Source organism: Bacteriovorax sp. Seq25_V (genome assembly GCF_000447795.1).
Lineage (GTDB): Bacteria > Bdellovibrionota > Bacteriovoracia > Bacteriovoracales > Bacteriovoracaceae > Halobacteriovorax_A.
Genome location: NZ_AUNI01000017.1, coordinates 34692 through 59110, shown reverse-complemented (window position 1 = coordinate 59110; position 24419 = coordinate 34692). Strand labels below are relative to the sequence as shown.

The window sequence follows — 24419 nt, the reverse complement described above, 5'->3', positions numbered from 1 at the left end:
AAAAAGGAAATAATATATGTTAGTTGCCGTTATCGGACTTGGAACATTTGGTGCAAAAACAGCAGTGAGACTCTATGAAAAGGGTTCTGAGGTAATTGCTATTGATAAAGACGTTGATCTTGTTGAAAGGATAAAAGATAGGGTTACCCACGCTGTTTCCCTTGACGTTACAGATGAAAGATCTCTTCGTTCAGTAAATATTTCTGATGTCGACGTCGCTGTTGTAGCGATTGGAGATCATATTGAAATGAGTATCATGGCCGTGACAATGCTTAGAAAACTTGGGGTGGGGAGAGTTATTGCTCGTGCTACTTCTGTTCTTCATGAGCACGTACTTCATGAAATTGGTGCTTCTGAAGTTATTAAGGTTGAGGAAGAGATGGGTGAGATTATCGCATCAAAAATTATCGCGCCTCACTTACTTCAGCGTTATAATTTTGCAGCTGGGTATTCAATTGTTGAGATCAAGCTTGGAAAGAAGTTTGAAGGTAAAACTCTAGTGGAGAGTAAGATTCGTCAAAATTATTCATTAAATATTGTCGCTCTTCAAAAAAGAGTTCCTTATATTGCGGAAGATGGAAAGTCTGCTTACCGCGTGGAGATCAATGACTGTCCAATGCCAATGGATGTTATCGAGTCTGACGATATTGTTGTTTTAGTAGGAAGTGAGAAAAACTTTAATAAATTGTTTTCTGACTTATCAGAGGGGTAGGGTTTGAATTTATCACTTAGAAATAGAGTAACAACGAGTTTCTTCTTAGCGGCAATGATTGTCATTTTGTTGGCATTTATTGTTTTCTATCATTTAGATTCTCTAAATAAAGAAATTGAATCGATTACAGATAAGTCGAATAAGGTTTCACTACTTACTGATGAAATTAGAATTACGGCGGTATCGATTCTAAAGTACCAAAGAAGAGTTCTTACTAAGAAGCCAACGCCTGAGTTAATAGACAAGATTCTCAACCTTTGTGAAAGTTTCACTTCTCAATTACAGCGACTTGATACGCATTATAATGAACCCGAGGTTAAAAAAATTGTAGGACAGATGCTCTCCTATGTTGACTCCTTGAAGCTCGTTCTAGGAAAGGCATCCTTATTTCATCGGGATAATATTGGAATGACCTCCATTGGAGATCTCGCTGATAAAATTCTCGATGCGTTCTCTGAATTTCAAGATATTCAATTCTTTCAAAACGTAGAAAGAGATAAGAAAATTAAGAAAATTATTAATGAAACAAAGAGAAAAATGATGATTACACTGATCATTGCATTTCTTTGGACAATTATTCTAGGGCTCGTAATTCCTGGAAAAATTGCACTTCCGTTTAAAAAGATTAAGGATGCCATTAGAGAACTTCAAGACTGTAACTTCGACGTTTCAATTTACTACTCTCAAGATGATGAGATTGGAGAAATTGCTCGTGAAATGAATAAGATGATTCACTCATTTAAAATCTTTGAGGAATTACGAGCAGATAGAATTGCTGTTGAAAATAGAAAGTTTGATGTTCTTGCCAATATGGTTAAAAAGCCAGTTCTTCTCGCAAATGCCAAAGGTGAGCTTATCTATCTAAATAACCATGTCTACTCGCTTCTACAAATTCAGTCGGAAGATTGTATTGGCAAGACAATGAAGGATACACTTATTCCTGAAAGTATTATTGAAACATATGAGTTAGCAATTAGAAGACGTTCGAAAATTGAAAACTCTCAAATTTCTATCCTCAAAAAAGAAGAAGTCTCAGACTTAGAAGAAAAGATTTCTATTAAATCTGACCTTGATAGCGAAGGACAAATCAAAGATGAAGAAGAGAAAGAGCCTGAATATGTTTATCAGGGGTATGCTTCTGTTATTCCTATTCGCGGTAAAGAGTCTTCGCTAGATTACTATCTGATGGTTATGTCTAAAGAAGTTCAGGCAATTTAATTGGAACATAAAACTCAAAAAACTAATTTAAATTTTAATGGGAAACTCTACGATGTAGAGCTTCCAGTTTTTAATTTTAAAAATTTTAAAATTCGTGTCGGAACATTCGATGACCTCGAAGATATTGCCAAGGTAACTTTTCCTGGCATGGCAATTGATCTAACGGACAAAAATTTTATTAAGAAAGCTACTCAGGGTCTTGTTTTCGAAAAGACCACAAATGGTTTCATTTTTGTTGTTGTTGAAAATAGTGAAGGAAAGATCGTTGGTCGTAGTTATATTAAAAGTTGGCATGTTGATTACTTTTATAAGCCGCGCTATGCACTTCGAAAAGACGCTGTCATTATCGCCGATGCTAGTCACTCATTTAATGGTAAGAAAATCCTCGAGCTCGGGGGTGTCGTCATTGATGAAAATTATCAGCGTATTGGTCTAGGATCAGCATTGTTGTATGCCCGATTAAAAATTATTGAATTTTTACATAGCGATCTTCATCTCGCAATTAATGCATTGATGGTGACAAATATTGGACCATTAAGGGCCAAAGATAATTCTTCGAAAATTGATTATGACCAAAGGTTGGTGGAAGTTTTAAAGGCCAAGAAACTTATTAAGTCTGCAAATTATGAAGATGTGATGCAGTTAACAGAGACAGGTAAGGTTTTTACTAAAGAAGAATTTTTTAGCCAGCTTGTAGGTCTTGAAGTGAGAGGTCAAAAATACTTCTATGGGGCACCAAGAGAAGCCTCATATTCAGCCTATAATAATTCAATTCGCCTGTGTAGAGGGGAAGCAATTCTTCATGATGATACGCAGAGTTATATTTCTCCTTTTCAGTTCAAGCAGTCAGAATGTATCCATTTTGATCATGGTGGAAGTTATTTTATTTATAATTTCGTTTAAGTTCCTATTTATTTAGCTGATTTTGCTTAGTGTTATTCAATTACTTCATGTAGATGCATGAAAATTGTGGTAGGATTTTGTGTTTAAATTGGAGACAAATAAGATGATTGAAAGAAAGTACATCCGTAACTTTTCTATTATTGCACACATTGATCACGGTAAGTCGACACTGGCCGACAGATTAATTGAAGCAACGGGCGCTATTACTGATCGTGAAAAGAAAGATCGTATTTTGGATAATATGGATCTTGAAAAAGAGCGTGGTATTACAATTAAGGCGCAAACAGTAAGGCTCCAGTATAAAGCTAAAGATGGAAATATCTATTTTCTAAATATCATCGATACTCCGGGCCACGTTGACTTTGCATATGAGGTTTCAAGATCTCTTGCTTCGTGTGACGGTGCTCTTCTTGTTGTTGATGCTTCTCAAGGTGTTGAGGCTCAAACGCTTGCAAACGTTTACATGGCAATGGAGAATGATGTTGAAATCGTTCCTGTTCTTAATAAAATCGATCTGCCTCATGCTGATCCTGAGAAGGTGAAGCAGGAGATTGAAGATGTTGTTGGTATCGAGGCAATCGATGCTGATGAAGTTTCTGCAAAGTCTGGGATCGGGATTGATGCTCTTTTAGAAACAATCGTTAAGAAGATTCCTGCGCCAGTAGGGTCTCCAGATAATGCACTTCAGGGGCTTATCTTTGATTCGTGGTTTGATCCTTATCAAGGTGTAATCTTCCTTTTAAGACTTGTTGAAGGAACGCTTAAGAAAGGTGATAAAATTTATCTTAAGAGATCAGATCAGGAGTATGAAGTATTAAAACTTGCAGTTAATACACCGTTTTTTACTGAGATTAAAGAGGTTGGAGCTGGTGAAGTTGCCATGGTTATCTGTGGTATCAAGAATATTCGTGATATTAAAGTTGGTGATACAGTTGTGCTTGCAAAAGAAAAAGCAACAACGAAACCACTTCCTGGTTATCAAGAAGTTAAACCTATGGTTTTTTGTGGGATCTTCCCTGTAGACTCTGTTGACTACGAAATATTAAAAGATGCGCTTGAGAAACTTGCGCTTAATGACTCTTCGTTTACTTATGAGCCAGAGACTTCTCAGGCCCTGGGTTTTGGGTTCCGTTGTGGGTTCTTAGGTCTTCTTCACATGAATATTATTCAGGAAAGACTTGAGAGAGAATTTTTACTAAATCTAATCTCAACTGCACCATCAGTTGCTTTCAAGGTAAAACTTTTAAGTGGTGATATTGTAAATGTTGATAACCCTTCAGAAATGCCAGACCCAACAAAAATTGAAGAAGTAACTGAGCCAGTTGTTTCTCTTTCTATTCACGTACCAAATGAATATGTTGGAAAGATTATTAAGCTTTGTGAAGAGAAGCGTGGTGTGCAAACCGATATGAATTATATCACAGAGGAAAGAGTTCAGATTACTTATGATCTTCCTCTTAGTGAGATGGTTTTTGATTTCTATGATCGTTTAAAGAGTATGACTTCAGGTTATGCTTCGATGGATTATGACTTTAAAGGATACCAGACTTCAAACCTTGTAAAAGTAGATATTCTTTTAAATGGTGAAAAAGTTGATGCTTTATCGATCATTTGTCACAGAGATAACTCTTTTTACAAAGGTAGAGATCTAGTTGAAAGACTTAGAAAAATAATTGATAGACAACAATTCGATATCGCGATTCAAGCTGCAGTTGGAGCTAAGATTATCGCGAGGGAAACAGTTAAGGCCCTAAGAAAGAACGTACTTGCTAAATGTTATGGTGGAGATGCTTCAAGAAAGAGAAAACTTTTAGAGAAGCAGAAAGAAGGGAAGAAGAGAATGAAGATGGTTGGTTCGGTAGAAGTTCCACAAGAAGCATTTCTCGCTGTTTTAAGTGTAGACGAAAAATAGGTTTAAATAGGTTAATGATGATTGAGACGATAAAAACTTTAAACGCAGTAGTTGAGAAGTATTCATCTCGTGAATATTTAGAGACTATTATGGCGGCTAAAGAAGAATACTTTGAACTAGCTGGAAAAATATCTGACGAAGATGTGGATTTCGAAAGTCGCATGAATGGATTTAATTACTGGTATATTAGTCAAAGAGCACTAAATTCAGGAAAGACATTCTTAGAAGAATACCTTTCATCTCATGAGCTAGATGAAAAAACGACCGAAAGCTTAAAAAATATTAACCACTCTTTATTTGAATATAGAGGGTTAAGCTTTTCTAAAAAGCATGTTCTCTTTGATATTTTACACGATAAGAAAATTACGATCCCTAAAGATGATTTTAATTTTCAGTTAATCAAAGATGATATTTTTATCGCAAGAAACCTTGAGTATAATGGAGTTTACAATATGCTTGATGATGTTTCAGTTCTTCCTGTTGAGATTAAATCAACACTTGTTAAAGAATCTAAGAAAGTAAGAAAGCTTCAAGACAAGAAGCGTGACCTTCAATTTCTAATGACTATTGAAAAGTTAAAAACGAAATGGAGAAGATACGGTCATATTGAAGCAAAGAAAATCTTTCAATTTAATTTCTAGCCCACCTTATCGAAGGCTAGAATTTCATCAGTGTTAAATCTTTTTTCACATTCTGATATATCTTTTTTGACGAGCCTTGATTTAAAGGCTTCGTCAATTTTAAGCCATTTTGTTTTTAGTTCCTCACTTGCTCCTGCTTCTGAGAGGGCTTCAGAGAGAAGACTTTGTCTGAGATCAAATAACTCATTTGTTATAAACATGTGCTTATGAGCAGGGATTGGAAGTTTCCCAAGATAAATTTGATCTCCCCCTAATGCTCCTGTCATGAAGTCTACTTGCTGCGACTCAATAACATCTTGAGAGATATCTTTAAAGTAGAGGCCAATCCAAGGATGTTCGTAAATTTTGTCATAAAAAATTTTTGATATCTTGATGAGCATTCCGCGCCCTCCAAGTTTTTCAAATTCCTCAAATTTCGACATTCTTGCGCTCCGATTTTAAAACAGATGAAGCCCCATTCATCATATTTATACAGATAAATGTAACAAACTCAGTAATTGCTTTCTCTTCCTTTATAAAGTCGGACTCTTTGAGATTATTCTTAATTGCCAAAAGCAGCGCTTGCTTAGCTTGCTCGTAATGGTATGGTTTCACTTCATATGTGATATGTCTTACTCCTAGATCTCTAAGGTACTTAGAGACTTCTTCTTTATCTAGAATATTTGATAGTAGGAGCTCGAGGGACTTTTGTAACTCGTGTTTTTGGAGGGTCAATTCAGTATTTCTAAAAATACGAGTCAGATCATTTTCTTCATTAAAGAAGAGATTGTAGAAGTCGTCGATAACTTTTTTTAAATTTACTTTTAATAAGATTTCCATGTTTTCCATTTCGGAATGATGGAGAAATTATTTAGCTTCTTCGAAACCTTCAGCTTCTTTTATACTATGTTTTTTATTTGATAGGATGTACGGAAGAAAACCGATCAAGTTAGTTATTACCTGACATAGGAAGTATAGGTTAAAAAGTGAAGCACCACCTTTAATACTAAAGAGTCCAAATAGCGAGTCAAATACAAGGTGTCCCACACCTGCGCCAGCTGGAGCAATTGGAATGGCCGTCGATATAAATCCAATTGGAATGAAACCGTAGAGGTGGGCGAGTGGAATTTCAACTTGGTAAAAAGGCTTTGTAATGAGATAGAAATTGATAATTGAAATTACGTGAACAAAGAAGCTAATAAGTAGACAAATAAATATTTCTTTCTTTCTGTCACCGAAAATCCATACCTGCGAGATTAGGTGAGAAACTTTCTTTCCAATAAATGGTATAAGATCCACTAGTCCTAATGTCTTATTTTGAATTGATTTTGGAATAAAAAGACAAATGATAAACCCTATTGCTCCGGCAGACAGGAGGAAATTGAAGTTGATGAGGTGCTTAATCTGTGGACCGTGTGCTACAAGGTCTGTGTAATTTAGAGCTGAAACAATTCCAGTCAGAAGAAGAAGGCCACATAGTCCAATGATTCTATCAATTACTACTGATGATAGTAAGAAGGCCTTATTAAAATTTTTATCCATGTCTTTAATATACAGAAGCTTTACGACATCACCTGTTACAACACCAGGGAGGAAAGTACTAAAAAATAATCCAATCCAGTGAATAGGAATAATTTTAGCCAGGCTTAATTTCTTATCTGTTTTAGCTTCGAGGAGAAGTTTCCAACGGTACGCCGTGATAACAACTATAAGTGCGATAACAAGAATTCCAATAAGAAGTTGAGGACCCTGCTCAATAGATTTATTTAATAAATTAAAATCGAGCTTATCACTTGATGCAAGCCAATAAATCATTGCACCCGCAAAGAGTACCTTTAATAACGCTGTGAGCATTTCAATTTCCCTGTGAATTAAAGGTTAAAATTTATCATAGATGATGATAATATTGAAGGGATTTGAGTTAACTAAAAGGACATTTATGAAGATTTCAGTTATTGGAACAGGCTATGTTGGGCTTGTGAGTGGAACCTGCTTTGCGGAGATTGGGCATACTGTTACATGTATCGATATCGATAAGGCAAAGATTGAAAAACTTTGGAATGGTGAATCTCCAATTTATGAACCAGGTTTGAATGATCTTTTAACAAGAAATATTAAATCGGAGAGGTTAAAGTTCTCTACAGGTCTTGAGTCAATCAAGGATTCAAAATCAATCTTCCTTGCTGTTGGTACACCAAGTGGTGATGATGGAAGTGCTGATTTAACATATCTTTTCAAAGCTGCTGAAGATGTGGCAAAAGAAATTTCTGATGATGCAATTATTGTTATCAAGTCAACTGTTCCAGTTGGAACTTGTGAGAAAGTAAGAGAGCTTGTTGCTAAGACGACGACAAAGAGATTTCATATTGTAAACAATCCAGAGTTCTTAAAAGAAGGGTCTGCGATTGAAGATTTTATGAGACCTGATCGTGTTGTCATCGGACACAAAGATCAGTATGCAGCTGATGCGATGTCTGAACTTTATGAGCCATTAGTAAAACAAGGTAATCCAATTTACATGATGTCGAATCTTTCTGCTGAAATGACGAAATATGCAGCAAACTGTTTTCTTGCGACGAAGATTTCTTTTATCAATGATATCGCAAGACTTTGTGACATTGTTGGTGCAGACGTAAATGAAGTTCGTAAAGGAATTTCGAGTGATCAAAGAATCGGTGGTCATTTTCTGTATCCAGGCCCTGGTTATGGAGGAAGTTGTTTTCCAAAAGATGTAAAGGCTCTTCTCTATACAGCAAAGGAATATGGTACAAACCTTCGAATTGTTGAAGCTACTGAAGATGTTAACGATGAACAAAAACTTTATATGTTCGATAAAATGTTAAAGCACTATAAAGGTGATCTAACAGGCAAGACATTTGCTCTTTGGGGAGTAGCGTTTAAGGCCAATACTGATGACGTTAGGGAATCGCCGGCAATTTATACGGTTTCATCTTTAATTGATAAGGGTGCAAAGGTGACTTTCTTTGATCCCGTCGCCGGTGAAAACTTTTTAAAAGTTGTTGGAGAAAAATATAGATCTTCGATCACTGAATTTAATAATAAGTATGATTGTTTAAATGGGGCAGATGCTCTTGTGACGATGACAGAGTGGAGAGAATTTAGTTTCCCTGACTTTGATGAAATTAAATCAAGATTAAAGCACCAAGTAATTTTTGATGCGAGAAACTTATTTAAAACTCAAAAAGTTAAAGAGTTTGGATTTGACTATTACGCAATTGGAAAGAAAATTTGAGAGCAGCAGTTCTTCAAATATCATCAGGACTAGACTATCAGGTTAACTTAGAAAAAATTACTAAGTTGCTTGATAGTGTTCCAGCGGGTTCATTTGATGCTATATTTTTACCAGAGTGCTTCTACTCTCTTTCTAATGGAAAAGAGAGAACACCATACCTTGTAGAATTTCAAAACGAACACTTTGAAAATATCAGAAAATTAAGTGTGAAGTATAATGCATACTTAATTGGAGGATCAGTTTCTTATCTTCAAGATGATAAAATTTATAATCGTGTTTTAAATTTTGATCCAAAAGGAAGACTCTTAGAAACCTATGACAAGGTTAATCTCTTTGCTTGTGACATTAAAAAAGATGGAGAGAGAAAGAAGGTTGACGAATCTTTGATTTTTGAAGCTGGTCACTCGCCGTTAATTATAAATGTATTAGGATTTAAGATAGGCTTAGCGGTTTGTTTTGACCTTCGCTTTCCAAACTTCCTGCTTAATTACTATCGTGAAAATTGTGATCTCATTACTTTTGCTTCAGCATTTACCGTTCCAACTGGGAAAGCTCATTGGCATACACTTGTAAGGGCCCGAGCAATCGAGGGGCAGTGTTTTGTCATCGCCTCAGCTCAAGTTGGCCAGAATCATCCTAACGTTGCAACGTTTGGACATTCTCTCGTGGTTAGTCCGTGGGGTGAAGTTATCGATGATTTAGGTCCAACAGAAGAAAAGATAGTGATTCACGAGTTAGATAAGTCACAACTAACTGAAACTAGACAAAGAATCGTAAGAACTCTCTAAATATCTGATTCGTTTACTCAAGAAATGTTATAATGAACCGAAGAGATAATATAATCTTGGAGGTTTCTATGACAGGAGAAATTGTCTTCTTAGCATTTGTATTATCATTGGTAATCTCAAGTAGTTATTTTATGAATAGTCTTTATCTTTTTAAGGAAAATACTGTTGATCCAAATAAGATGACGAAAATGAGGCCGCACGAAGATTTTGTTTCTGAGCCAGAAGCAAGACTCGAAGAGGAAAAACACGCTGCCTAGAAAGCAGCGTGAGCTTTTTACATATAAGGATTTTCTCCAGACTGATGATCTGTGAGGTCAACAATCTCTTCAATTTCAGGGAAATTTTGTTTAACTAATCTTTGAATACCTTCAGTGAGTGTTGCAGAGGAACTTGAACAACCTTGACACCCACCTTGTAATTTTACGAATAGCTTGCCATTATCAAAATCGACAATCTCAACATTTCCACCGTGGGCCGCTAGCGCCGGTCTTACTTGTTCATCAAATAAAGCTTCAATTTTTCTTAACATATGACAATTTCCTTTAAACAAATTATATGAATATATTTTATCATATTTAGATAAATCTGTCCGATAAACTATTTATAATGATATTAAAGGTTTGTCTAGGAGTGCTCCATGAACGTCCTCATTGTTGATGATGAAACAGAAATCCTTAATCTACTTGAAAGTGAAGTTGAGTCAAAGTTCATGTGTCAGGTGGACACTGCAACGAATGGACTTGATGCTTTCGTCCTTTGCCAAAAGAAAAACTACGACATTATTGTGACGGATCATCAGATGCCAATTATGAATGGATCGGCATTTATTATTTCAATTAAAACACGTGAAAATCTAAATAAAAAAACTCCCGTGATAATGATTACGGCCTATTCAACAGAGGGAATGGATTCGATTCCAGAGCTTAAGAATGTTGAATTTTTAAAGAAGCCATTTAAGTTTAAAGATCTTATGCAAAAAATAGAAAAGTATCTCGCTTAAATTTTCATTCTAGTATTGAGAAGACCTAATGTTGCAATTGTTGCTATCTCCACACGAAGAATTGAAGGGCTGATAAAGACGTCAGAGAATTTTTTCTCTTTAAAAAAATCTACTTCTCGTTTACTCCAGCCACGCTCTGGGCCGATCGCTAAGTAAATTGGTTTCTGAAGGTTAAATTCACTCTCAAGTATAGAAGCCTGAGCGTAAGGAGAGAGAAGGTATGATTGATTTGTGAAGACTTCCTCAGGAAGTTCAAAAATGTTTTTAACAATTGTTATTTCTGGTGACTTATAAAAACATACACTTTGGCTGAGCCCTAGATCGGTTAACTCTTTAAATTCTCCACTTGTGTAAATTTTAGATTGAAGATAACTTTTTTCAGTCAGGTCCGCACCAACGATAATAAACTTACGAACTCCCATAGAGGTTCCATGTTCAATTACTTTTCTCATTGTCGGAGGTCTCGATGCGGCAACTATAAGAGTGATTGGAAACTTAAGGCCTTCCTTCGCTTCAGTAATCTCAAGCTCTACAATTTCATCTCTAACTGAACTTACGACACTTGATCCAATTCCTTGGTCTAAAACTGTGACTTTTAACTTGTCTCCAACTTTAACTTTCACTGTCTCAAGTAAGTGCTTTGACTTCACTTCAGAAAGAGTGACTCTATTTTCTGTTTGGATTTCAATTTTTTCAATAATCACTGAATTCATAATCTAATTCCGACGACTTAAATAATCTGTAGTTTACCTGGTCTTGCATAGCACATAGCATGGATTTCAATCAAGCTCTATTAAATATAACAAGAAGACCAAACTCAGTCACATTCTTTCTTGCGCCTATGGGATGGGGAAAAACCAGAAGTATTTGGGAATTAGCGAGAAATGGAGAAAAGATAATTTTTGTCTCACCACTTCGATCTATTATCGAACAATTAAAGGAGAGGGAGGGGGTAATATTTTTTGAAGAGGGTGTGCAGAAAGAGAAAACGCTTGAGAAGTTTAAAAAATCAAAATCTGATAATATTTTGCTTATTACACCAGAGTCATTGTCGTCAGCGCTATTAGCTAAGATCATGCAGCATGATTATCTATTTGTTCTTGATGAGTTTCACTTGTTCTATGACTGGGGAGAGAGTTTCAGAGAAAAATTATTTGATTTCTTTAGAGAGATTGTGTGTGAGGAAAAGCGAATTCTTGCGATGACTGCAAGTTTGACAGAGAAATTAAGAGAGAGAGTAATTGATGATCTTGGTCATTCAAATCCAAATGTTACTTTCATTGATGTTGGAAATTTTGAATTTAATAATCGGCCAACAATGTTGATATATTTAAAAGATATTTTTTTAAAGTTCATTCTCTGGATACATATCTTCATCTACTTCCAGGGAAGAATTATTGTTTTTGTCCCCACTCGCAAATGTGTCGCTAAGTGGAAAGAAAAACTCCGAGAACTTAGCATTGATTCACATTCCTGCGTCGGCGGGGAAGTGAGGGACTTTACTCAGAAAGAGTTGAAGAAGAGCCCAAGAATAATTATTTCGACGAGTGCTCTTAGTCATGGAGTAAATATTGAAAATGTACGTAGGGTATTTGTTCTTTATCGTCCAGAAGAGGCGACGGGTTTTCAAATGTTTGGCCGAGGAGGTCGATTTGGAGAGAGTTTTAAGGTTTTTGCTCTTTGCAAAAAGGACACCACGTCATAAGGTATAGCTAACATGGAAAATATTGAAGGCGTATTAATTAACAAATTCCCCTATCAGGACAAGCATATTGTTGGTCATCTCTTACTTAGAAATGGTCTTAAAGTATCAGTGATGTTCTATGGTGGACAAGGTGGAGGCAAGAATCAAAAGGGTTCGATTCTCCAACTTGGATATATGTTTAAGATAACAACTTCGAAAGTTAAGCAACACTTCGAAATGCTAAGTGCCAAGGAGTATAATGAAAAATGGTGCCACGCTAATTTAGCAGGGAATCCTTTGTCATTTTATATGCTTTGTTTCTTCTGTGAGTTTATCGATAAATTTTCACCACAGGCAGGTTCAAAAGATGATCTTGATCTTGATCATGAACACCACGGTGGACTCTTTAGACTTTTAAGTAATGCGATCTTTTTTCTTGAAAAAAGATGTAAGGAAGATAAGTTTGATCAGAGTGAAGCCTTGTTAACATTCCTCTCTAAGGCCATGGTTGAAATGGGAATTTTTCCTCGTTCCGAAGCTTGTTGTGTCTCAGGTGAGCCCATTACAGGTAATGAAGAAATATATTTAATTAGTGATAATGGAGGTTTTGCCTTCTCTCAGTTTTTGACCGATGAAGATCAAAGAAGGGGAGATGGGAGAGTTGGCCAGGCCTTAAGACGTAATATCATCAAGATAGCCCATCACAAGTACGGGGAGGTATTAGATCTAGAATTTGCGTCGAAGCATATGTGTCGAATCCTTTTTGAATATATTTGCTATCAGCAAAATGCTAAATTCACGGACTTCAAGAGCGCGTCTCTTCTTTTTTAAAGTTTACGATTGATGCACTACTAAGGTAGTATTAGCCCATGTTAAACTTTTATAAAACTTATTTATATCCTTATATAAAGCCACACAAATTAAAGGTGTTCGGCTCAATTTCTCTTTCACTTATTCTTGCTGGAATTGGTGCTCTTCAAGTGAGATTAGTGCAACCAATTTTTGATAATGGAATTGATCCGAATTCATCAGTTAAGGATATTTATTTTCTAGCTGGTAGTTTACTTGTTTTAGGAATCATCAATTTTCCTTGTAGATTCTTTCACTTTTACTGGATTCGATTTGTTGTTGATAGAGCGACATGTGCTATTCGTGAAGATTTGTTTCAGAAATTACAAAGACTGCCAACGGCTTTTTTCACTGAGAATAAGCAAGGTGAAATGATTTCAACTATCGTTAATGATACACATGTATTCTCTAATGGTTTTAAAGCAATAATCGATTTGTTAAGAGAGCCTTTAAAAGCCGCAGCCTATCTTGGGATGGCCTTTTACTATGATTGGCAATTAACACTTGTGATCTTTTTAATTGCTCCATTCTTAGTGCTTATTTTCAATATTAGTGGAAAAAAAGTTAAGAATAATCAAGGTGCTGTTCAAAGAGAGTATGCTGATCTTACTCATAATATTGCTGAGGGGATTGGTGGCCAAAAACTTACAAAAGCATTTAATCTGCAAGATTATGTTGTGGGACGTTTTCGTAAAGCACAGGATAAGTATTTTGACTCTCAAATGAGAACGACTTTTGTTGAAGAGTTTGCTCATCCTCTTGTTGAAGTTGTGAGTAGTGTTGCTTTTTCTGCGGTAATTATTTTTGCTTACTACAGAGTTGTAAATGCAGGTCTTACAAAAGGTACTTTTATTGGTTTTATAGCGGCACTTGCTCTTTTCATGGATCCTATAAGAAAATTTTCTCAAGCAAACGTCAGGCTCTCTCAAGCTCGTGCGGCGGCTGAAAGAATATTTCAACTTCTAGCACTATCTGAAGAGAGAGATGATGGAAGTATTGAAAAAGTTGATTTCAAAGAGTCAATCGAGGTTAAAGGTCTATCTTTTGCTTATGGTAATAATAAAGTAATTGATAATCTCACGCTTTCAATTCCAAAAGGAAAGAAGATCGCTCTCGTTGGACTTTCAGGTTCTGGTAAGTCGACTTTAATAAATCTTCTCCTTGGACTTTATCCGATCGAAAAAAATAAAATTTTTATTGATGGTAAAGATATCACTGATATGAAACTTGGGGCCCTGAGAGATCTTTTTGGATTAGTTAGTCAGGATATCTTTCTTTTCCATGATACGATTAGTGAGAACTTAACGCTTGGAAAAGAATTTAAAGAAGAACAAATCCAGAGCGCTCTTGAAGTATCCTATGCTTCAGAATTTGTTAATACTCTTGAAGAGAAAGAATTTACTCTCGTTGGAGATCGTGGTTCACGTTTGTCGGGTGGACAGCAGCAAAGAATTACTATTGCCAGGGCCTTCCTGCAAAATACAGATGTTTTACTTTTTGATGAGGCAACTTCAGCATTAGACAATGAATCAGAAAAAGTTGTTCAGAAAGCTCTTGAATCAATTGCTGAGACTAAAACAGTTGTGGCAGTTGCGCATAGGCTAAGTACAATTCAAAACTACGACATGATTTACGTAATGAAAGAAGGAAGAGTTGTTGAGTCTGGTCATCACGCAGAGTTGATGGCGCACGATGGGGAATATAGAAAACTTTATGCTCTCTCTCTAGGTTAGTCTTTCTTAAATAGATTCTTTAGAGATAGTGTTTCATCATCTACAAGTCGTTGGAATATTTTTTCTAACTTTGGTTTCAGATACATTAGTTCTGGAGAGATAACGTGATGAATATCCATTTTTTCTTTATGATCATCCATCATGACTAAAATTTTTGAAACTTCTTTTCTTTCAAGGTAGACCTCTGTAGAAACTAGGTAATCTGCTCTATTTCTCTTGAGTTGTTCAATCGCATTTTGATAGTCCTTAGCATAAGTAATGTGTGCATTTGGATATTTTTTTTTAAATAATTTTCCGTATACTGTTCCTCTTGTTAGGATATATCTGTGATCAGGAATATTAATTTTTTTGATTAATGATTGGGATGAGTTTTTTAGCGCAAAGATGCCATACTGATAACCTTTAATTACTGGAGGATTTATCAGAATAGCCCTTTTGCTTATCTGTGTTATGCCACTTAACTTTACAGCCATTGCTTGAAATTTTTTCTCATCGAACTCTTTTATTGTACGTTCGAGTGGGAGTATTACAAAGTTAACATCTAGACCGACTTCTTTGTAAACTTTATTTAATATCTCCAAATATTTTGGGGAAACACTAGCAACATCTTCAGCTACTGATATACGTATCGAGGTTGCGTAACTTGCTATAGAAATGAAAAAAAGTATGAGATATTTCATTACTTAATTTTATTCTTAAATTCGAAGCAAAAAAAGCTTATTTATTAAATAAATCTATTTTCTTTTGTCGAGATAGCTTTTTTATCTCAATTTCTCTCTTACTGGCGAGGGATCTATTAGAAAACTCTTCTTGGTAAACTAGTCTTTTCGGTGGGTTAGCCTTTGTAAACTTGGCTCCTTTCTTAAGACCGGCATGTTCATTAAAGCGGCGCTCAATATCGGTTGTGATTCCGGTATAGAGTTTACCGTTTTCAGTTTCAATTATGTAGAGATACCATAGTTTTTCTTTCATTCTTTAAAAGCTGTCCTGATCCAATTCCAAACTTTTCAAATGTCCCAAGACGCTTTGTAAGTGACTCGGTATCAATTTCATTTTCAAAGAATGAGATATAGTTTCTAATCTTTTGGATTAGTATATCATCTTTTTCATCTAGCATCTCAACTCTAAAATGTTTTACCCCGGCATCAATAAGTGAAGGTAAAATCCCCGCCGCTGATTGAGCGACAGCGTTGAACATGGTGTTTCGACATTCTTGGTCTGCTTTTAGGAAGTGGTGATTGCCAAATTGATCCTTAAGTTCCACATTATGTTTTTCGCATGGTTTCCCACAGTCTTTGAATGAGCTACCTTTACTAAGGAAGGCCGCAAATACACAATGCTCCATGTGAAAGCTTGGCATATACTGATGAACTGTGACTTCCATACGAGAGGCATCAATTCTAGAAAGCATCTTTGAAAGTTGAAGAGCATTAAGGTCATATGAGGAACAAACTGTTTCAAGTCCTCTTGAGAGAATGAAGTTTGCGGTATAAGAGTTTGCGATATTCAAACTGAAATCACCCTTAAGACGAATCTCAGGGAATTTCTCTTGAAGGTACTTAACGGCACCAAGATTTCTTGTCAGGATAAAATCAGGGGCGAGACGACCAAGAACGTTGAGGTGGTGATACTCACCTGGCTTTAAAATTCTATTTGTTGCAATACCAACTTCGATTCCAATCTCTTTTAGAGATTGGGCTGCGAACTTATAGTCCTTTCCAAATTCAAAATCGAGAATGACAGAAAGGTTGATTGTCGATTGAAAGTCTTTAAATGATTTTACAAATGTTTTAACTTGCTCGAGATCTCTTAAAACGATATTGAGACTTCGCTTGTCATCAGTTGAAGTCTTAGGCGTGATCTCTTCCTTAATGTCAAAACGATCAATCGCTACTACTTCCACTCTCTTTTCATTGAGAAGAGTAACGGCCGCTGATTTAAGTTTCTTTAAAACTTTTGAGTGGAGAAATGGAAGAGTTTCACTATCCATATCAACGGCAACTTCTGTCGCCTCATAGATTGTGCGGCTTAGGGATGAAAGTTCATCACTAATTGATTGAAGATCATACGGTTTCTTCGCAGCTTCCAAAATGTCTTCCGATTGAACTTCTACAAAGTTGTCATCTTCATCAAGAAAGGCAAGGGCTGCTTTTTCTCCAACATTTGCAGTGAATTCAACCTTGATCTTGATGCGCTTTTGTTTTGTTAAGTCAGTAACTGTTTTTTCAACGTCTCTCACAACATCTGGATTCGAGTTGAGATAGACGAAGGCTCCAAGTTTTAATGAAGAAAGGTTGGCATCTTTTGAAAGACCAATAACTGTTTCATCACCATTTTTAAATACTTCGTAAACACTTGAGCCAATTTCAATTTTTTCTTTATCATCACAAAGAACAAGTCCCATACCTTTTTTTATTTCACGAGTTGTTCTAATTGAAATATTATTACCACGAACTTTTAAAAGTTTTCCAAGATAGATTCCTCTGTGATCTTTGTAAGTACCACGTACGAGTCTTTGGTGATCAACACCATTGAGCCATCCGCTAAAGAAGCCACGAGAGTATGTTGTGGCCATCTTTTCGATGTCTTTATTATCTGGCTTACCTGCCTCAAGAGCATTAGCATAAGAGCGTGCAGTAGTTCCAACAAAGGCCGCTGACTTTAGACGTCCCTCAATTTTAAATGATTCAATTCCAATTTCTTGAAGTTTAGAAACTTCATTTATTCCACAAAGATCTTGAGGAGAAACAAGATACTCCTTGTCGATAAGGTCTTTCTTTTCACCATCTACGATGAGCTCATATCCAAAACGACAACTTTGGGCACACTGTCCTCTATTTGCCGAGCGACCACCAATTGATTCACTGGTGAAGCATTGACCAGAGTAGGCAACACAGAGTGCTCCATGAACAAAAACTTCAAGCTCTTTATCCGTTGCTTCGCGAATTTTTTTTATTTCATCAAGAGAGTTTTCACGACCTAGAACAAAACGTTTGATATCAAGTTCTCCAAGGTATTCGATGGCCTTGTCGTTTGTCACTGTCATTTGAGTTGAGCCGTGAATAACTTGGTCTGGGTAAATATCTTTAACTATTTTTGCAAGACCAATGTCTTGGATGATAAGAGCGTCAGGACCTAGTGGAATAACTTCATCGAGCATTTCAATGGCATGTTCAATCTCATCTTCGAAAATAAGAATATTAAAAGCGATGTGTACTTTAACACCATATAAGTGACAAAGATCGATCATTTCTTTTAGTTGTTCAACACTTTGATCAACACTTCTTCCGCGAGCGTTAAAGCCGGGCATCCCCACATAAATGGCATTAGCCCCGCCATGGATGGCCGCTAGGCACATATCCATATTTCCAACTGGGAGAAGTAGTTCAGGTTTCTTATTCACATTAGACCTTGGTTTACGTATTTATAATTAGTTATCTCATATCCTTTTTTCGACATATAAAGAAGAGGAAGTAGAAAACTTACATGCTTTTATGGGGGTATAGACGATAATTTTCAAATAATCTATAGTATCCGGCATGGATATCAATGAAATTTATACGAAATGGAAAGCGCACGAGATAAGCGATGAGGCCTATGCCCTAAGCTTCTTTCTTTATTTTCATCAGATGAAGTATCCAAATTCAAAACTTCTAAACGTCTTAAATGAACGCCAACCAACATATGACGACCTGACTAATTTCAAATTCAAGAAGGTTAAGGAAAAGGCGCTGATCGCCCTTAAGAATTGGGTTAATGGATCTTGGAATTTTAAGGCCCTCGATTATATCCCAACACCATATGAGGTTTTAGCTTTCCAGGCCCAAGGGATAAGACCTGTGACACTTAAAGTTCAGCATGTGTTTAACAAAATACTCACTCGTGAAGACTGCCTGGAATTCTTTCTTCACGATCTTGAGCATGGACACATGTTCTTTTTTGATGAGGAACTTAAAAATATGCAGATCAATTTTTTTGAGAAAGTTCATCTCTCTTGTCAGAGTTCAATCTGGGATGAATATCTTCACGATAAAGAATTTAAAGAAAAATTTTATTATCTCATCAGCGATATGAATACACACCAGGAACACTACCGACAGTTTCTAGGGGCCATGCTTCCACGTGAAGATGTGGCAAAATTTGATTTCTTATTTTAGGATAGAATTATGAGTTACTATGAAGAAATTGAATTTAATGAAAAGCTCGAAGTTAGTGAGGGAGATGAGTTCATCGATTGTTCGTTTGATTCGATCAACTTTGCAGAGCTAAGTTTGAATAATACAAAGCTTGTCGATTGTACTTTTATCAATTGTAATCTTAGTAATGTTTCGGTTTTAAATTCAACTTTTCGTGGAACAAAATTTGTTGATTGCAAAATTGTTGGCGTGAATTTTTCTAATTGTCTAACTCTTCATTTGCTGTCTTTTAAATCATGCATTTTGAATTATTCTGTCTTTCAAAATATCGAGGGAGTGAACTTTGAATTTCACTCATGTGGACTTAAAGAAGTAGATTTTAGTGAATCCAAGTTAAACGAAACAAGCTTCCTTGATAGTGAACTTGATCTCGCTAATTTCTCTGGAACTGACCTTCGAAAAGCTGACTTTAGAGGGGCCTTCGGTTATCAGATAGATCCACTTTCCAGTAAAATCAAAGGGGCCAAATTCCAGGCCCCCGAAGTCCTCGGATTACTTACGTCATTTGGCATAGATATCAGCTAAATTGCCCATCGAAATACTAGAAATCGCGGATTATTGAGGGTATACTTGCACAGATTAAATTAAGTTATTACCCATTAAGGAGTGCGTTGTGTCAGAGTCCAACTTAAAAGATATGTCCCAATTAGTAAGCTTGGCAAAGAGAAGAGGCTTCATTTTTCAAAGTTCTGAAATTTATGGTGGTCTTTCTTCGTGCTGGGACTATGCTCCGTATGGAATTGAATTAAAAAATAATATCAAACAAAAATGGTGGAAGGCGATGACTCTTCGTGAGGATATCGTTGGTATTGATGCTTCAATTTTTATGCACCCACAAGTTTGGAAAGCTTCAGGACACGTTGATGGCTTTAACGATCCAATGGTTGACTGTAAAAGTTGTAAGTCGAGATTTAGAGCAGATAAAATTGATGTAACTGCACCATGTGTAGTTTGTGGATCAAAAGATACTTTCACTGAGCCAAGAGACTTCAACTTAATGTTTAAAACTCAAATGGGTCCAGTTGAAGATTCTTCAGCTCAAGTCTATCTTCGTCCTGAAACAGCTCAGGGGATTTTCGTAAACTTTCTAAATGTACAACAAACTATGAGAAAGAAACTTCCATTTGGTATTTCTCAAATCGGTAAGGCGTTTAGAAATGAAATTACTCCAGGTAACTTCATTTTTAGAACTCGTGAATTTGAGCAAATGGAAATGCAATACTTCATTAAACCAGGAACGCAAAAAGATGCGATGGAGCAGTGGAGAGAGTTACGTTTCAACTGGCACCTATCAAATGGTATTAGAAAAGAAAAACTTAGATGGTATCAGCAAACAGGTGAGGATCTTGCTCACTACGCAGACGCTGCTTATGATCTTGAGTATGAATATGCACATGGTTGGGGTGAGATGGAAGGTATCCACTCAAGAACTGATTTCGACCTGAAGACTCACCAAGAGCACTCAGGAAAGAACTTAATGTACACAGATGCGATGGATAATAATAAGAAGTATCTTCCATACGTTCTTGAAACATCTGTTGGTTGTGACCGTTGTCTTCTTGCTGTTATGTCTGATGCATATAGATTAGAAAACGAAGGTGATAAAGAGAACGAGAGAGTTGTGATGAAGTTTCATCCAAGTCTAGCTCCTGTTAAAGTAGCAGTTCTTCCACTTGTTAAAAAACTAGAAGAACCAGCAACAAAATTATTCCAAGATCTAGCGACAGAATTTGCTGCTGAATATGATGTGGCAGGTTCAATTGGTAAGAGATATAGAAGACAAGATGAAATCGGGACTCCATTCTGTATTACTTTTGACTTTGACTCTCTCGAAGACAACGCTGTGACCATTAGAGATAGAGACTCGATGAAGCAGGAGAGAATTTCTCTTGATAAAGTAAAAGAATATCTAAGAAATGGGCTAGTTTAAAACTAGCCTTTTTTTTGAATTGTTAGGAAATTGTTAGGATTAACGTCCGTCCATGGATATAAGGAGCAAAGAATGAGTAATAAATGGGTTTACTCTTTTTCAAAAGAAAGAACTGAAGGTAACAGATCGATGAAGGAACTTCTCGGTGGTAAAGGTGCAAACCTTGCTGAGATGTGTGCCCTAGGTCTTCCTGTCCCTCCTGGCTTCACTGTTACAACTGAAGCATGTATTGACTATCAAAAATCTAATCAAATTAACGAAGATGCAAAGTCGCAAATTATTACTGCTTTAAAAGAAGTCGAAAAAATAACTGGTAAAACTTTTGGTGGTGGAGAGAATCCACTTCTTTTCTCTGTCAGATCGGGGGCTCGCGCTTCAATGCCTGGGATGATGGATACAGTTTTAAACCTTGGGCTTAACGACGAGACTGTTCTGTCACTTGCGAAGAAAAGTGGAAATGAAAGATTTGCTTGGGATTCATATCGTCGTTTCATTCAGATGTATGCAAACGTTGTTATGAACTTTAATATCTCAATTCTTGAATCAACTCTTGAGGATTTAAAAGAAGCTCGTAATGTTCATTTAGATACAGACCTAACTGCAGATGATTTTAAACAACTCGTTCAGGTGTATAAGCAAATCATCGCAAATGAGAGTGGCCAGTCTTTTCCAACTGATCCAATGGAGCAGCTTTGGAAGGCCATCACAGCTGTTTTTGGCTCTTGGATGAACCCACGTGCGATTAAATATAGAGAGCTAAATAATATTCCGAGTGACTGGGGTACTGCGGTAAACGTTCAGGCCATGGTATTTGGAAATATGGGTGATGATTGTGCAACAGGTGTATGTTTCACACGTGACCCTTCAACAGGAGATAAGAGATTCTTTGGAGAGTATCTTGTTAATGCGCAAGGTGAAGACGTTGTGGCTGGTATTAGAACTCCAGGTCCAATCAATACAAGTTCAAAGAATGATTCAAATAGAAATGAGAAAACTTTAGAAGAGTATATGCCAAAGGCATTTGCTGAGCTAACAGATCTTTATCAGAAACTTGAAAAGCATTACAAAGATATGCAGGATATCGAGTTTACGATTGAGGGTAATGTTCTCTATCTTCTACAGACTAGAAATGGAAAACGTACAGCTCAAGCGGCACTTAAAATTGCTGTTGATTTGGAGAGTGAGAAAATTGTAACGAGAGAAGAAGCTCTCATGCAATTGGATCCAGAAGTTTTAAACCAACTTCTTCACCCAAGACTTGATCCAAATGTTAAGAAAAAAGTTATCACTAAAGGTCTTCCCGCCTCTCCTGGTGCAGGTTCTGGGATGATTGTATTTAATTCAGAAAAAGCTCATGCTTTAAATGAAACAGGTCATAAAGTGATTCTAGTAAGACAAGAAACTTCTCCTGAAGATATTGCAGGAATGGCCGCTTCAAAAGCAATCTTAACTGCGCGTGGAGGGATGACATCTCACGCGGCGGTAGTTGCTCGAGGGATGGGGAAGCCTTGCGTAGCTGGTTGTTCGTCAATCACTGTTGATTACGTAAAAAATGAAATGAGAGTAGACGGTAGAACTTTTAAAGAAGGTGACTGGATCACGATTGAAGGTGCTACTGGAGAAGTTATTGAAGGTGAGGTACCAACTCTTGATGCTGAAATTTCGGCTGAGTTCGCAACTTTCATGTCATGGGCAGATGAAGTAAGAAGACTTAAAGTTCGCTCTAATGCGGATAATCCAGAGGATGCAAAAACTTCAATCAAGTTTGGTGCTCAAGGGATCGGACTTTGCCGAACTGAGCATATGTTCTTTGAGGCCGAGAGAATTCTTGCTGTACGTGAAATGATTTTTGCTGAACACACTGAGCAAAGAGAAAAGGCCCTTGTAAAACTTCTACCATTTCAAAGAAAAGACTTTATTGGGATCTTTAAAGAGATGGATGGACTCCCTGTAAATATTCGTCTTCTTGATCCTCCTTTACATGAGTTCTTACCTCACACAGATGAAGACAAGAAAGAACTTGCAGAATATCTTGATGTTGAAGTTAAAACTGTTGAAGAGATTGGTGAGAGACTTCATGAGTTTAACCCAATGCTTGGACATAGAGGTTGTCGTCTTGGAATTACCTTCCCAGAAATCTACAGAATGCAAGTAAGAGCAATTATCGAAGCGGCAATTGAATCAAAAAAAGCTGGGGTGACAGTTATCCCAGAGATTATGATTCCGCTTGTTGCAATTGATTCTGAGCTTGCTATTCTTCGTGAGATTCTTGAAAAAGACATTAAGCAAATTTTTAAAGATGCGGGAGAAGAGATTAAGTACAAACTTGGGACGATGATTGAACTTCCTCGTGCTGCTATTACTGCTGCAGAGATTGCAAAGCATGCAGACTTCTTCTCTTTTGGAACAAACGATTTAACGCAAACAACTTTTGGTTTATCTCGTGATGATGCTGGAAAGTTCCTTACTGATTATATTTCAAAGTCAGTTGTTCCAAATGATCCATTCGTTAGCCTTGATCAGTCTGGTGTTGGATTCCTTGTGGACTTTGCTTGTAAAGAAGGACGTCGTATAAAGTCTGACATTAGTCTTGGAATTTGTGGTGAGCATGGTGGTGAGCCTAAGTCGATTGACTTTTGTCACCGTACGGGACTTGATTACGTAAGTTGTTCTCCATATCGAGTTCCTATTGCTCGTCTTGCTGCGGCTCAAGCGGTTATTCGCAATAAGTAATGCAAAAGTTAGAAGAATTAAAATCATACATTGAAAAAATTCTTCCACAGGCGCACTTTGATAGTGTGTCTGTGGGAATTATCGATTTCAAGGCCAATAGTTATGAAACACTCTCGCTTGGTTTTGAAGGAAATTTGTACTTCGATATTGCTTCAATGACAAAGCCATTCACTTTCGGTGTTGCCTGTCTTGAGATTGAAGACCAATTAACGGCTGAAATGAAACTCTTACTTGTTCATCGCTCAGGGCTTCCTCGTTGGGGAAGACTTGATAAGAAGACTTGGAGAGAGCAAGTTCTGTCTTATAAAATTTCTGAAAGTGAGACAAACTACTCAGATTTTGGAGCACTTCGCTTGCAACTTGAAATTGAGAAAGTTACCGGTAAACATTTGTACGACATTAGTTCAAAATATTGGGCTGAAGAAGTAAAACACTGGCTTGATCTTGAAGGTGAGCACTGCGCTTTTACCGGAAGGAGAAATCGTCATGTAATTCACGGTGAAGTTCATGATGATAATGCATTCGTAATCGCAGAGAAAGTTTCTCACGCTGGCATCTTTGCAACGATCGATGGTGTGTGTAAAAGCCTTCTAAATATTAATTCCAAATTAGAACTTTTAAAGAGAGTTGGTATTGATCATCAAGGTCGCTATATCAAAGGTTTTGATTCAGTTGAAAATATCGAGACAACTCTCGCTGGACAAAATGCTTCTAAAAATACATTTGGCCATCTCGGGTTCACTGGAACATCAATGTGGATTGATCCGGAAAAACAACTTGGTTGTGTGCTCTTAACTAATGAAGTTAATGGTTTTTGGTACGATAGATCACTGTTAAACGACCTTCGTCGCAAGGTCGGAATAGTCGCTTTTTCCAAGTGAAATCAAG

Annotated in this window: 25 protein-coding genes; 17 read left to right on the top strand and 8 right to left on the bottom strand. The window is 36.7% G+C overall.

Annotated features, from left to right (window positions below):
* Positions 1-16: 16 nt before the first annotated feature.
* From M900_RS10770 to M900_RS10750, 5 genes are all read left to right on the top strand, one after another.
* The gene (locus M900_RS10770; RefSeq protein ID WP_021274919.1) at positions 17-712 is read left to right on the top strand and encodes a TrkA family potassium uptake protein; all 696 of its coding nucleotides are present in this window, start codon (positions 17-19) and stop codon (positions 710-712) included.
* 3 nt (positions 713-715) lie between these two features.
* Complete coding sequence (locus tag M900_RS10765; RefSeq protein ID WP_021274886.1) at positions 716-1930, top strand: HAMP domain-containing protein; 1215 nt, start codon at positions 716-718, stop codon at positions 1928-1930.
* Positions 1931-2833: a GNAT family N-acetyltransferase gene (locus M900_RS10760; RefSeq protein ID WP_021274871.1), complete on the top strand. Its 903-nt coding sequence runs from the start codon at positions 1931-1933 to the stop codon at positions 2831-2833.
* Positions 2834-2936: 103 nt separating this feature from the next.
* The gene (lepA, locus tag M900_RS10755; RefSeq protein WP_021274960.1) at positions 2937-4745 is read left to right on the top strand and encodes a translation elongation factor 4; all 1809 of its coding nucleotides are present in this window, start codon (positions 2937-2939) and stop codon (positions 4743-4745) included.
* A 17-nt stretch (positions 4746-4762) separates the two neighbouring features.
* Positions 4763-5386 carry a hypothetical protein gene (locus tag M900_RS10750; protein WP_021275027.1) on the top strand — a complete coding sequence of 208 codons (624 nt, stop codon included), beginning with the start codon at positions 4763-4765 and terminating at the stop codon, positions 5384-5386.
* Here the strand turns inward: M900_RS10750 and M900_RS10745 are convergent.
* The 3 genes from M900_RS10745 to M900_RS10735 are packed head-to-tail and all read right to left on the bottom strand — an operon-like array spanning position 5383 to position 7219.
* Complete coding sequence (locus M900_RS10745; RefSeq protein ID WP_021274914.1) at positions 5383-5808, bottom strand: group 1 truncated hemoglobin; 426 nt, start codon at positions 5806-5808, stop codon at positions 5383-5385. The two genes, M900_RS10750 and M900_RS10745, sit on opposite strands and share 4 nt — an antisense overlap.
* Positions 5795-6205 (bottom strand): globin domain-containing protein, encoded by a 411-nt coding sequence (locus M900_RS10740; protein WP_021274979.1) that lies wholly within the window; start codon positions 6203-6205, stop codon positions 5795-5797. Before M900_RS10740 ends, M900_RS10745 begins: the two co-directional genes overlap by 14 nt.
* A 27-nt stretch (positions 6206-6232) precedes the next feature.
* On the bottom strand, positions 6233-7219 hold the full coding sequence (locus tag M900_RS10735) for a lysylphosphatidylglycerol synthase transmembrane domain-containing protein (RefSeq protein WP_021274888.1): 987 nt from the start codon (positions 7217-7219) through the stop codon (positions 6233-6235).
* Between the two features lie 85 nt (positions 7220-7304).
* Between M900_RS10735 and M900_RS10730 the strand changes: the two genes are divergently transcribed.
* From M900_RS10730 to M900_RS10720, 3 genes are all read left to right on the top strand, one after another.
* On the top strand, positions 7305-8618 hold the full coding sequence (locus M900_RS10730; RefSeq protein WP_021274968.1) for a UDP-glucose/GDP-mannose dehydrogenase family protein: 1314 nt from the start codon (positions 7305-7307) through the stop codon (positions 8616-8618).
* Positions 8615-9406 carry a nitrilase-related carbon-nitrogen hydrolase gene (locus M900_RS10725; RefSeq protein WP_021274996.1) on the top strand — a complete coding sequence of 264 codons (792 nt, stop codon included), beginning with the start codon at positions 8615-8617 and terminating at the stop codon, positions 9404-9406. Before M900_RS10730 ends, M900_RS10725 begins: the two co-directional genes overlap by 4 nt.
* Positions 9407-9474: 68 nt before the next feature.
* Positions 9475-9663 (top strand): hypothetical protein, encoded by a 189-nt coding sequence (locus M900_RS10720; protein ID WP_021274940.1) that lies wholly within the window; start codon positions 9475-9477, stop codon positions 9661-9663.
* Between the two features lie 17 nt (positions 9664-9680).
* Here M900_RS10720 and M900_RS10715 read toward each other — a convergent pair whose 3' ends face one another.
* Positions 9681-9935, bottom strand: coding sequence for a NifU family protein (locus M900_RS10715; protein ID WP_021275009.1), 255 nt, complete (start codon positions 9933-9935; stop codon positions 9681-9683).
* 108 nt (positions 9936-10043) lie between these two features.
* On the opposite strand from M900_RS10715, the gene M900_RS10710 reads away from it, so the two are divergent.
* Positions 10044-10406 (top strand): response regulator, encoded by a 363-nt coding sequence (locus M900_RS10710; protein WP_021274933.1) that lies wholly within the window; start codon positions 10044-10046, stop codon positions 10404-10406.
* On the opposite strand, the gene M900_RS10705 is transcribed toward M900_RS10710, so the two are convergent.
* A complete protein-coding gene (locus M900_RS10705) occupies positions 10403-11119 on the bottom strand; it encodes an RsmE family RNA methyltransferase (protein ID WP_021274889.1) in 717 nt (238 codons plus the stop codon). The two genes, M900_RS10710 and M900_RS10705, sit on opposite strands and share 4 nt — an antisense overlap.
* 59 nt (positions 11120-11178) lie before the next feature.
* On the opposite strand from M900_RS10705, the gene M900_RS10700 reads away from it, so the two are divergent.
* The 3 genes from M900_RS10700 to M900_RS10690 all read left to right on the top strand — a co-directional run bounded on the left by M900_RS10700 (position 11179) and on the right by M900_RS10690 (position 14672).
* Complete coding sequence (locus tag M900_RS10700; RefSeq protein ID WP_021274898.1) at positions 11179-12111, top strand: DEAD/DEAH box helicase; 933 nt, start codon at positions 11179-11181, stop codon at positions 12109-12111.
* 12 nt (positions 12112-12123) lie between these two features.
* The gene (locus tag M900_RS10695) at positions 12124-12921 is read left to right on the top strand and encodes a DNA repair protein RecO C-terminal domain-containing protein (protein WP_021274910.1); all 798 of its coding nucleotides are present in this window, start codon (positions 12124-12126) and stop codon (positions 12919-12921) included.
* A 95-nt stretch (positions 12922-13016) separates the two neighbouring features.
* A complete protein-coding gene (locus M900_RS10690) occupies positions 13017-14672 on the top strand; it encodes an ABC transporter ATP-binding protein (RefSeq protein ID WP_198296000.1) in 1656 nt (551 codons plus the stop codon).
* Here the strand turns inward: M900_RS10690 and M900_RS10685 are convergent.
* Genes M900_RS10685 through M900_RS10675 form a run of 3 tightly spaced genes read right to left on the bottom strand, consistent with a single transcriptional unit; the run spans position 14669 to position 18075 of the window.
* Complete coding sequence (locus M900_RS10685; protein ID WP_021274880.1) at positions 14669-15352, bottom strand: ABC transporter substrate-binding protein; 684 nt, start codon at positions 15350-15352, stop codon at positions 14669-14671. The two genes, M900_RS10690 and M900_RS10685, sit on opposite strands and share 4 nt — an antisense overlap.
* Positions 15353-15389: 37 nt before the next feature.
* Positions 15390-15644: a GIY-YIG nuclease family protein gene (locus tag M900_RS10680; RefSeq protein WP_021274901.1), complete on the bottom strand. Its 255-nt coding sequence runs from the start codon at positions 15642-15644 to the stop codon at positions 15390-15392.
* Positions 15610-18075 (bottom strand): U32 family peptidase, encoded by a 2466-nt coding sequence (locus M900_RS10675; RefSeq protein WP_052600809.1) that lies wholly within the window; start codon positions 18073-18075, stop codon positions 15610-15612. Before M900_RS10675 ends, M900_RS10680 begins: the two co-directional genes overlap by 35 nt.
* 136 nt (positions 18076-18211) lie before the next feature.
* On the opposite strand from M900_RS10675, the gene M900_RS10670 reads away from it, so the two are divergent.
* The 5 genes from M900_RS10670 to M900_RS10650 all read left to right on the top strand — a co-directional run bounded on the left by M900_RS10670 (position 18212) and on the right by M900_RS10650 (position 24412).
* A complete protein-coding gene (locus M900_RS10670; protein WP_021274990.1) occupies positions 18212-18829 on the top strand; it encodes a hypothetical protein in 618 nt (205 codons plus the stop codon).
* Positions 18830-18838: 9 nt separating this feature from the next.
* Positions 18839-19393: a pentapeptide repeat-containing protein gene (locus tag M900_RS10665; RefSeq protein ID WP_021274921.1), complete on the top strand. Its 555-nt coding sequence runs from the start codon at positions 18839-18841 to the stop codon at positions 19391-19393.
* 88 nt (positions 19394-19481) lie between these two features.
* Positions 19482-20798 (top strand): glycine--tRNA ligase, encoded by a 1317-nt coding sequence (locus M900_RS10660; RefSeq protein WP_021274881.1) that lies wholly within the window; start codon positions 19482-19484, stop codon positions 20796-20798.
* A 72-nt stretch (positions 20799-20870) separates the two neighbouring features.
* On the top strand, positions 20871-23531 hold the full coding sequence (gene ppdK, locus M900_RS10655; RefSeq protein WP_021274947.1) for a pyruvate, phosphate dikinase: 2661 nt from the start codon (positions 20871-20873) through the stop codon (positions 23529-23531).
* Complete coding sequence (locus M900_RS10650) at positions 23531-24412, top strand: serine hydrolase (RefSeq protein WP_021275015.1); 882 nt, start codon at positions 23531-23533, stop codon at positions 24410-24412. Before ppdK ends, M900_RS10650 begins: the two co-directional genes overlap by 1 nt.
* The last annotated feature ends 7 nt before the right edge of the window (positions 24413-24419 follow it).

Coding starts and splice junctions, on each gene's coding strand:
- M900_RS10770 (WP_021274919.1), top strand. CDS start 17: ATGTTAGTTGCCGTTATCGGACTTGGAACATTTGGTGCAAAAACAGCA.
- lepA (WP_021274960.1), top strand. CDS start 2,937: ATGATTGAAAGAAAGTACATCCGTAACTTTTCTATTATTGCACACATT.
- M900_RS10750 (WP_021275027.1), top strand. CDS start 4,763: ATGATTGAGACGATAAAAACTTTAAACGCAGTAGTTGAGAAGTATTCA.
- M900_RS10745 (WP_021274914.1), bottom strand. CDS start 5,808: ATGTCGAAATTTGAGGAATTTGAAAAACTTGGAGGGCGCGGAATGCTC.
- M900_RS10740 (WP_021274979.1), bottom strand. CDS start 6,205: ATGGAAATCTTATTAAAAGTAAATTTAAAAAAAGTTATCGACGACTTC.
- M900_RS10735 (WP_021274888.1), bottom strand. CDS start 7,219: ATGCTCACAGCGTTATTAAAGGTACTCTTTGCGGGTGCAATGATTTAT.
- M900_RS10730 (WP_021274968.1), top strand. CDS start 7,305: ATGAAGATTTCAGTTATTGGAACAGGCTATGTTGGGCTTGTGAGTGGA.
- M900_RS10720 (WP_021274940.1), top strand. CDS start 9,475: ATGACAGGAGAAATTGTCTTCTTAGCATTTGTATTATCATTGGTAATC.
- M900_RS10715 (WP_021275009.1), bottom strand. CDS start 9,935: ATGTTAAGAAAAATTGAAGCTTTATTTGATGAACAAGTAAGACCGGCG.
- M900_RS10710 (WP_021274933.1), top strand. CDS start 10,044: ATGAACGTCCTCATTGTTGATGATGAAACAGAAATCCTTAATCTACTT.
- M900_RS10705 (WP_021274889.1), bottom strand. CDS start 11,119: ATGAATTCAGTGATTATTGAAAAAATTGAAATCCAAACAGAAAATAGA.
- M900_RS10700 (WP_021274898.1), top strand. CDS start 11,179: ATGGATTTCAATCAAGCTCTATTAAATATAACAAGAAGACCAAACTCA.
- M900_RS10695 (WP_021274910.1), top strand. CDS start 12,124: ATGGAAAATATTGAAGGCGTATTAATTAACAAATTCCCCTATCAGGAC.
- M900_RS10685 (WP_021274880.1), bottom strand. CDS start 15,352: ATGAAATATCTCATACTTTTTTTCATTTCTATAGCAAGTTACGCAACC.
- M900_RS10680 (WP_021274901.1), bottom strand. CDS start 15,644: ATGAAAGAAAAACTATGGTATCTCTACATAATTGAAACTGAAAACGGT.
- M900_RS10670 (WP_021274990.1), top strand. CDS start 18,212: ATGGATATCAATGAAATTTATACGAAATGGAAAGCGCACGAGATAAGC.
- M900_RS10665 (WP_021274921.1), top strand. CDS start 18,839: ATGAGTTACTATGAAGAAATTGAATTTAATGAAAAGCTCGAAGTTAGT.
- ppdK (WP_021274947.1), top strand. CDS start 20,871: ATGAGTAATAAATGGGTTTACTCTTTTTCAAAAGAAAGAACTGAAGGT.
- M900_RS10650 (WP_021275015.1), top strand. CDS start 23,531: ATGCAAAAGTTAGAAGAATTAAAATCATACATTGAAAAAATTCTTCCA.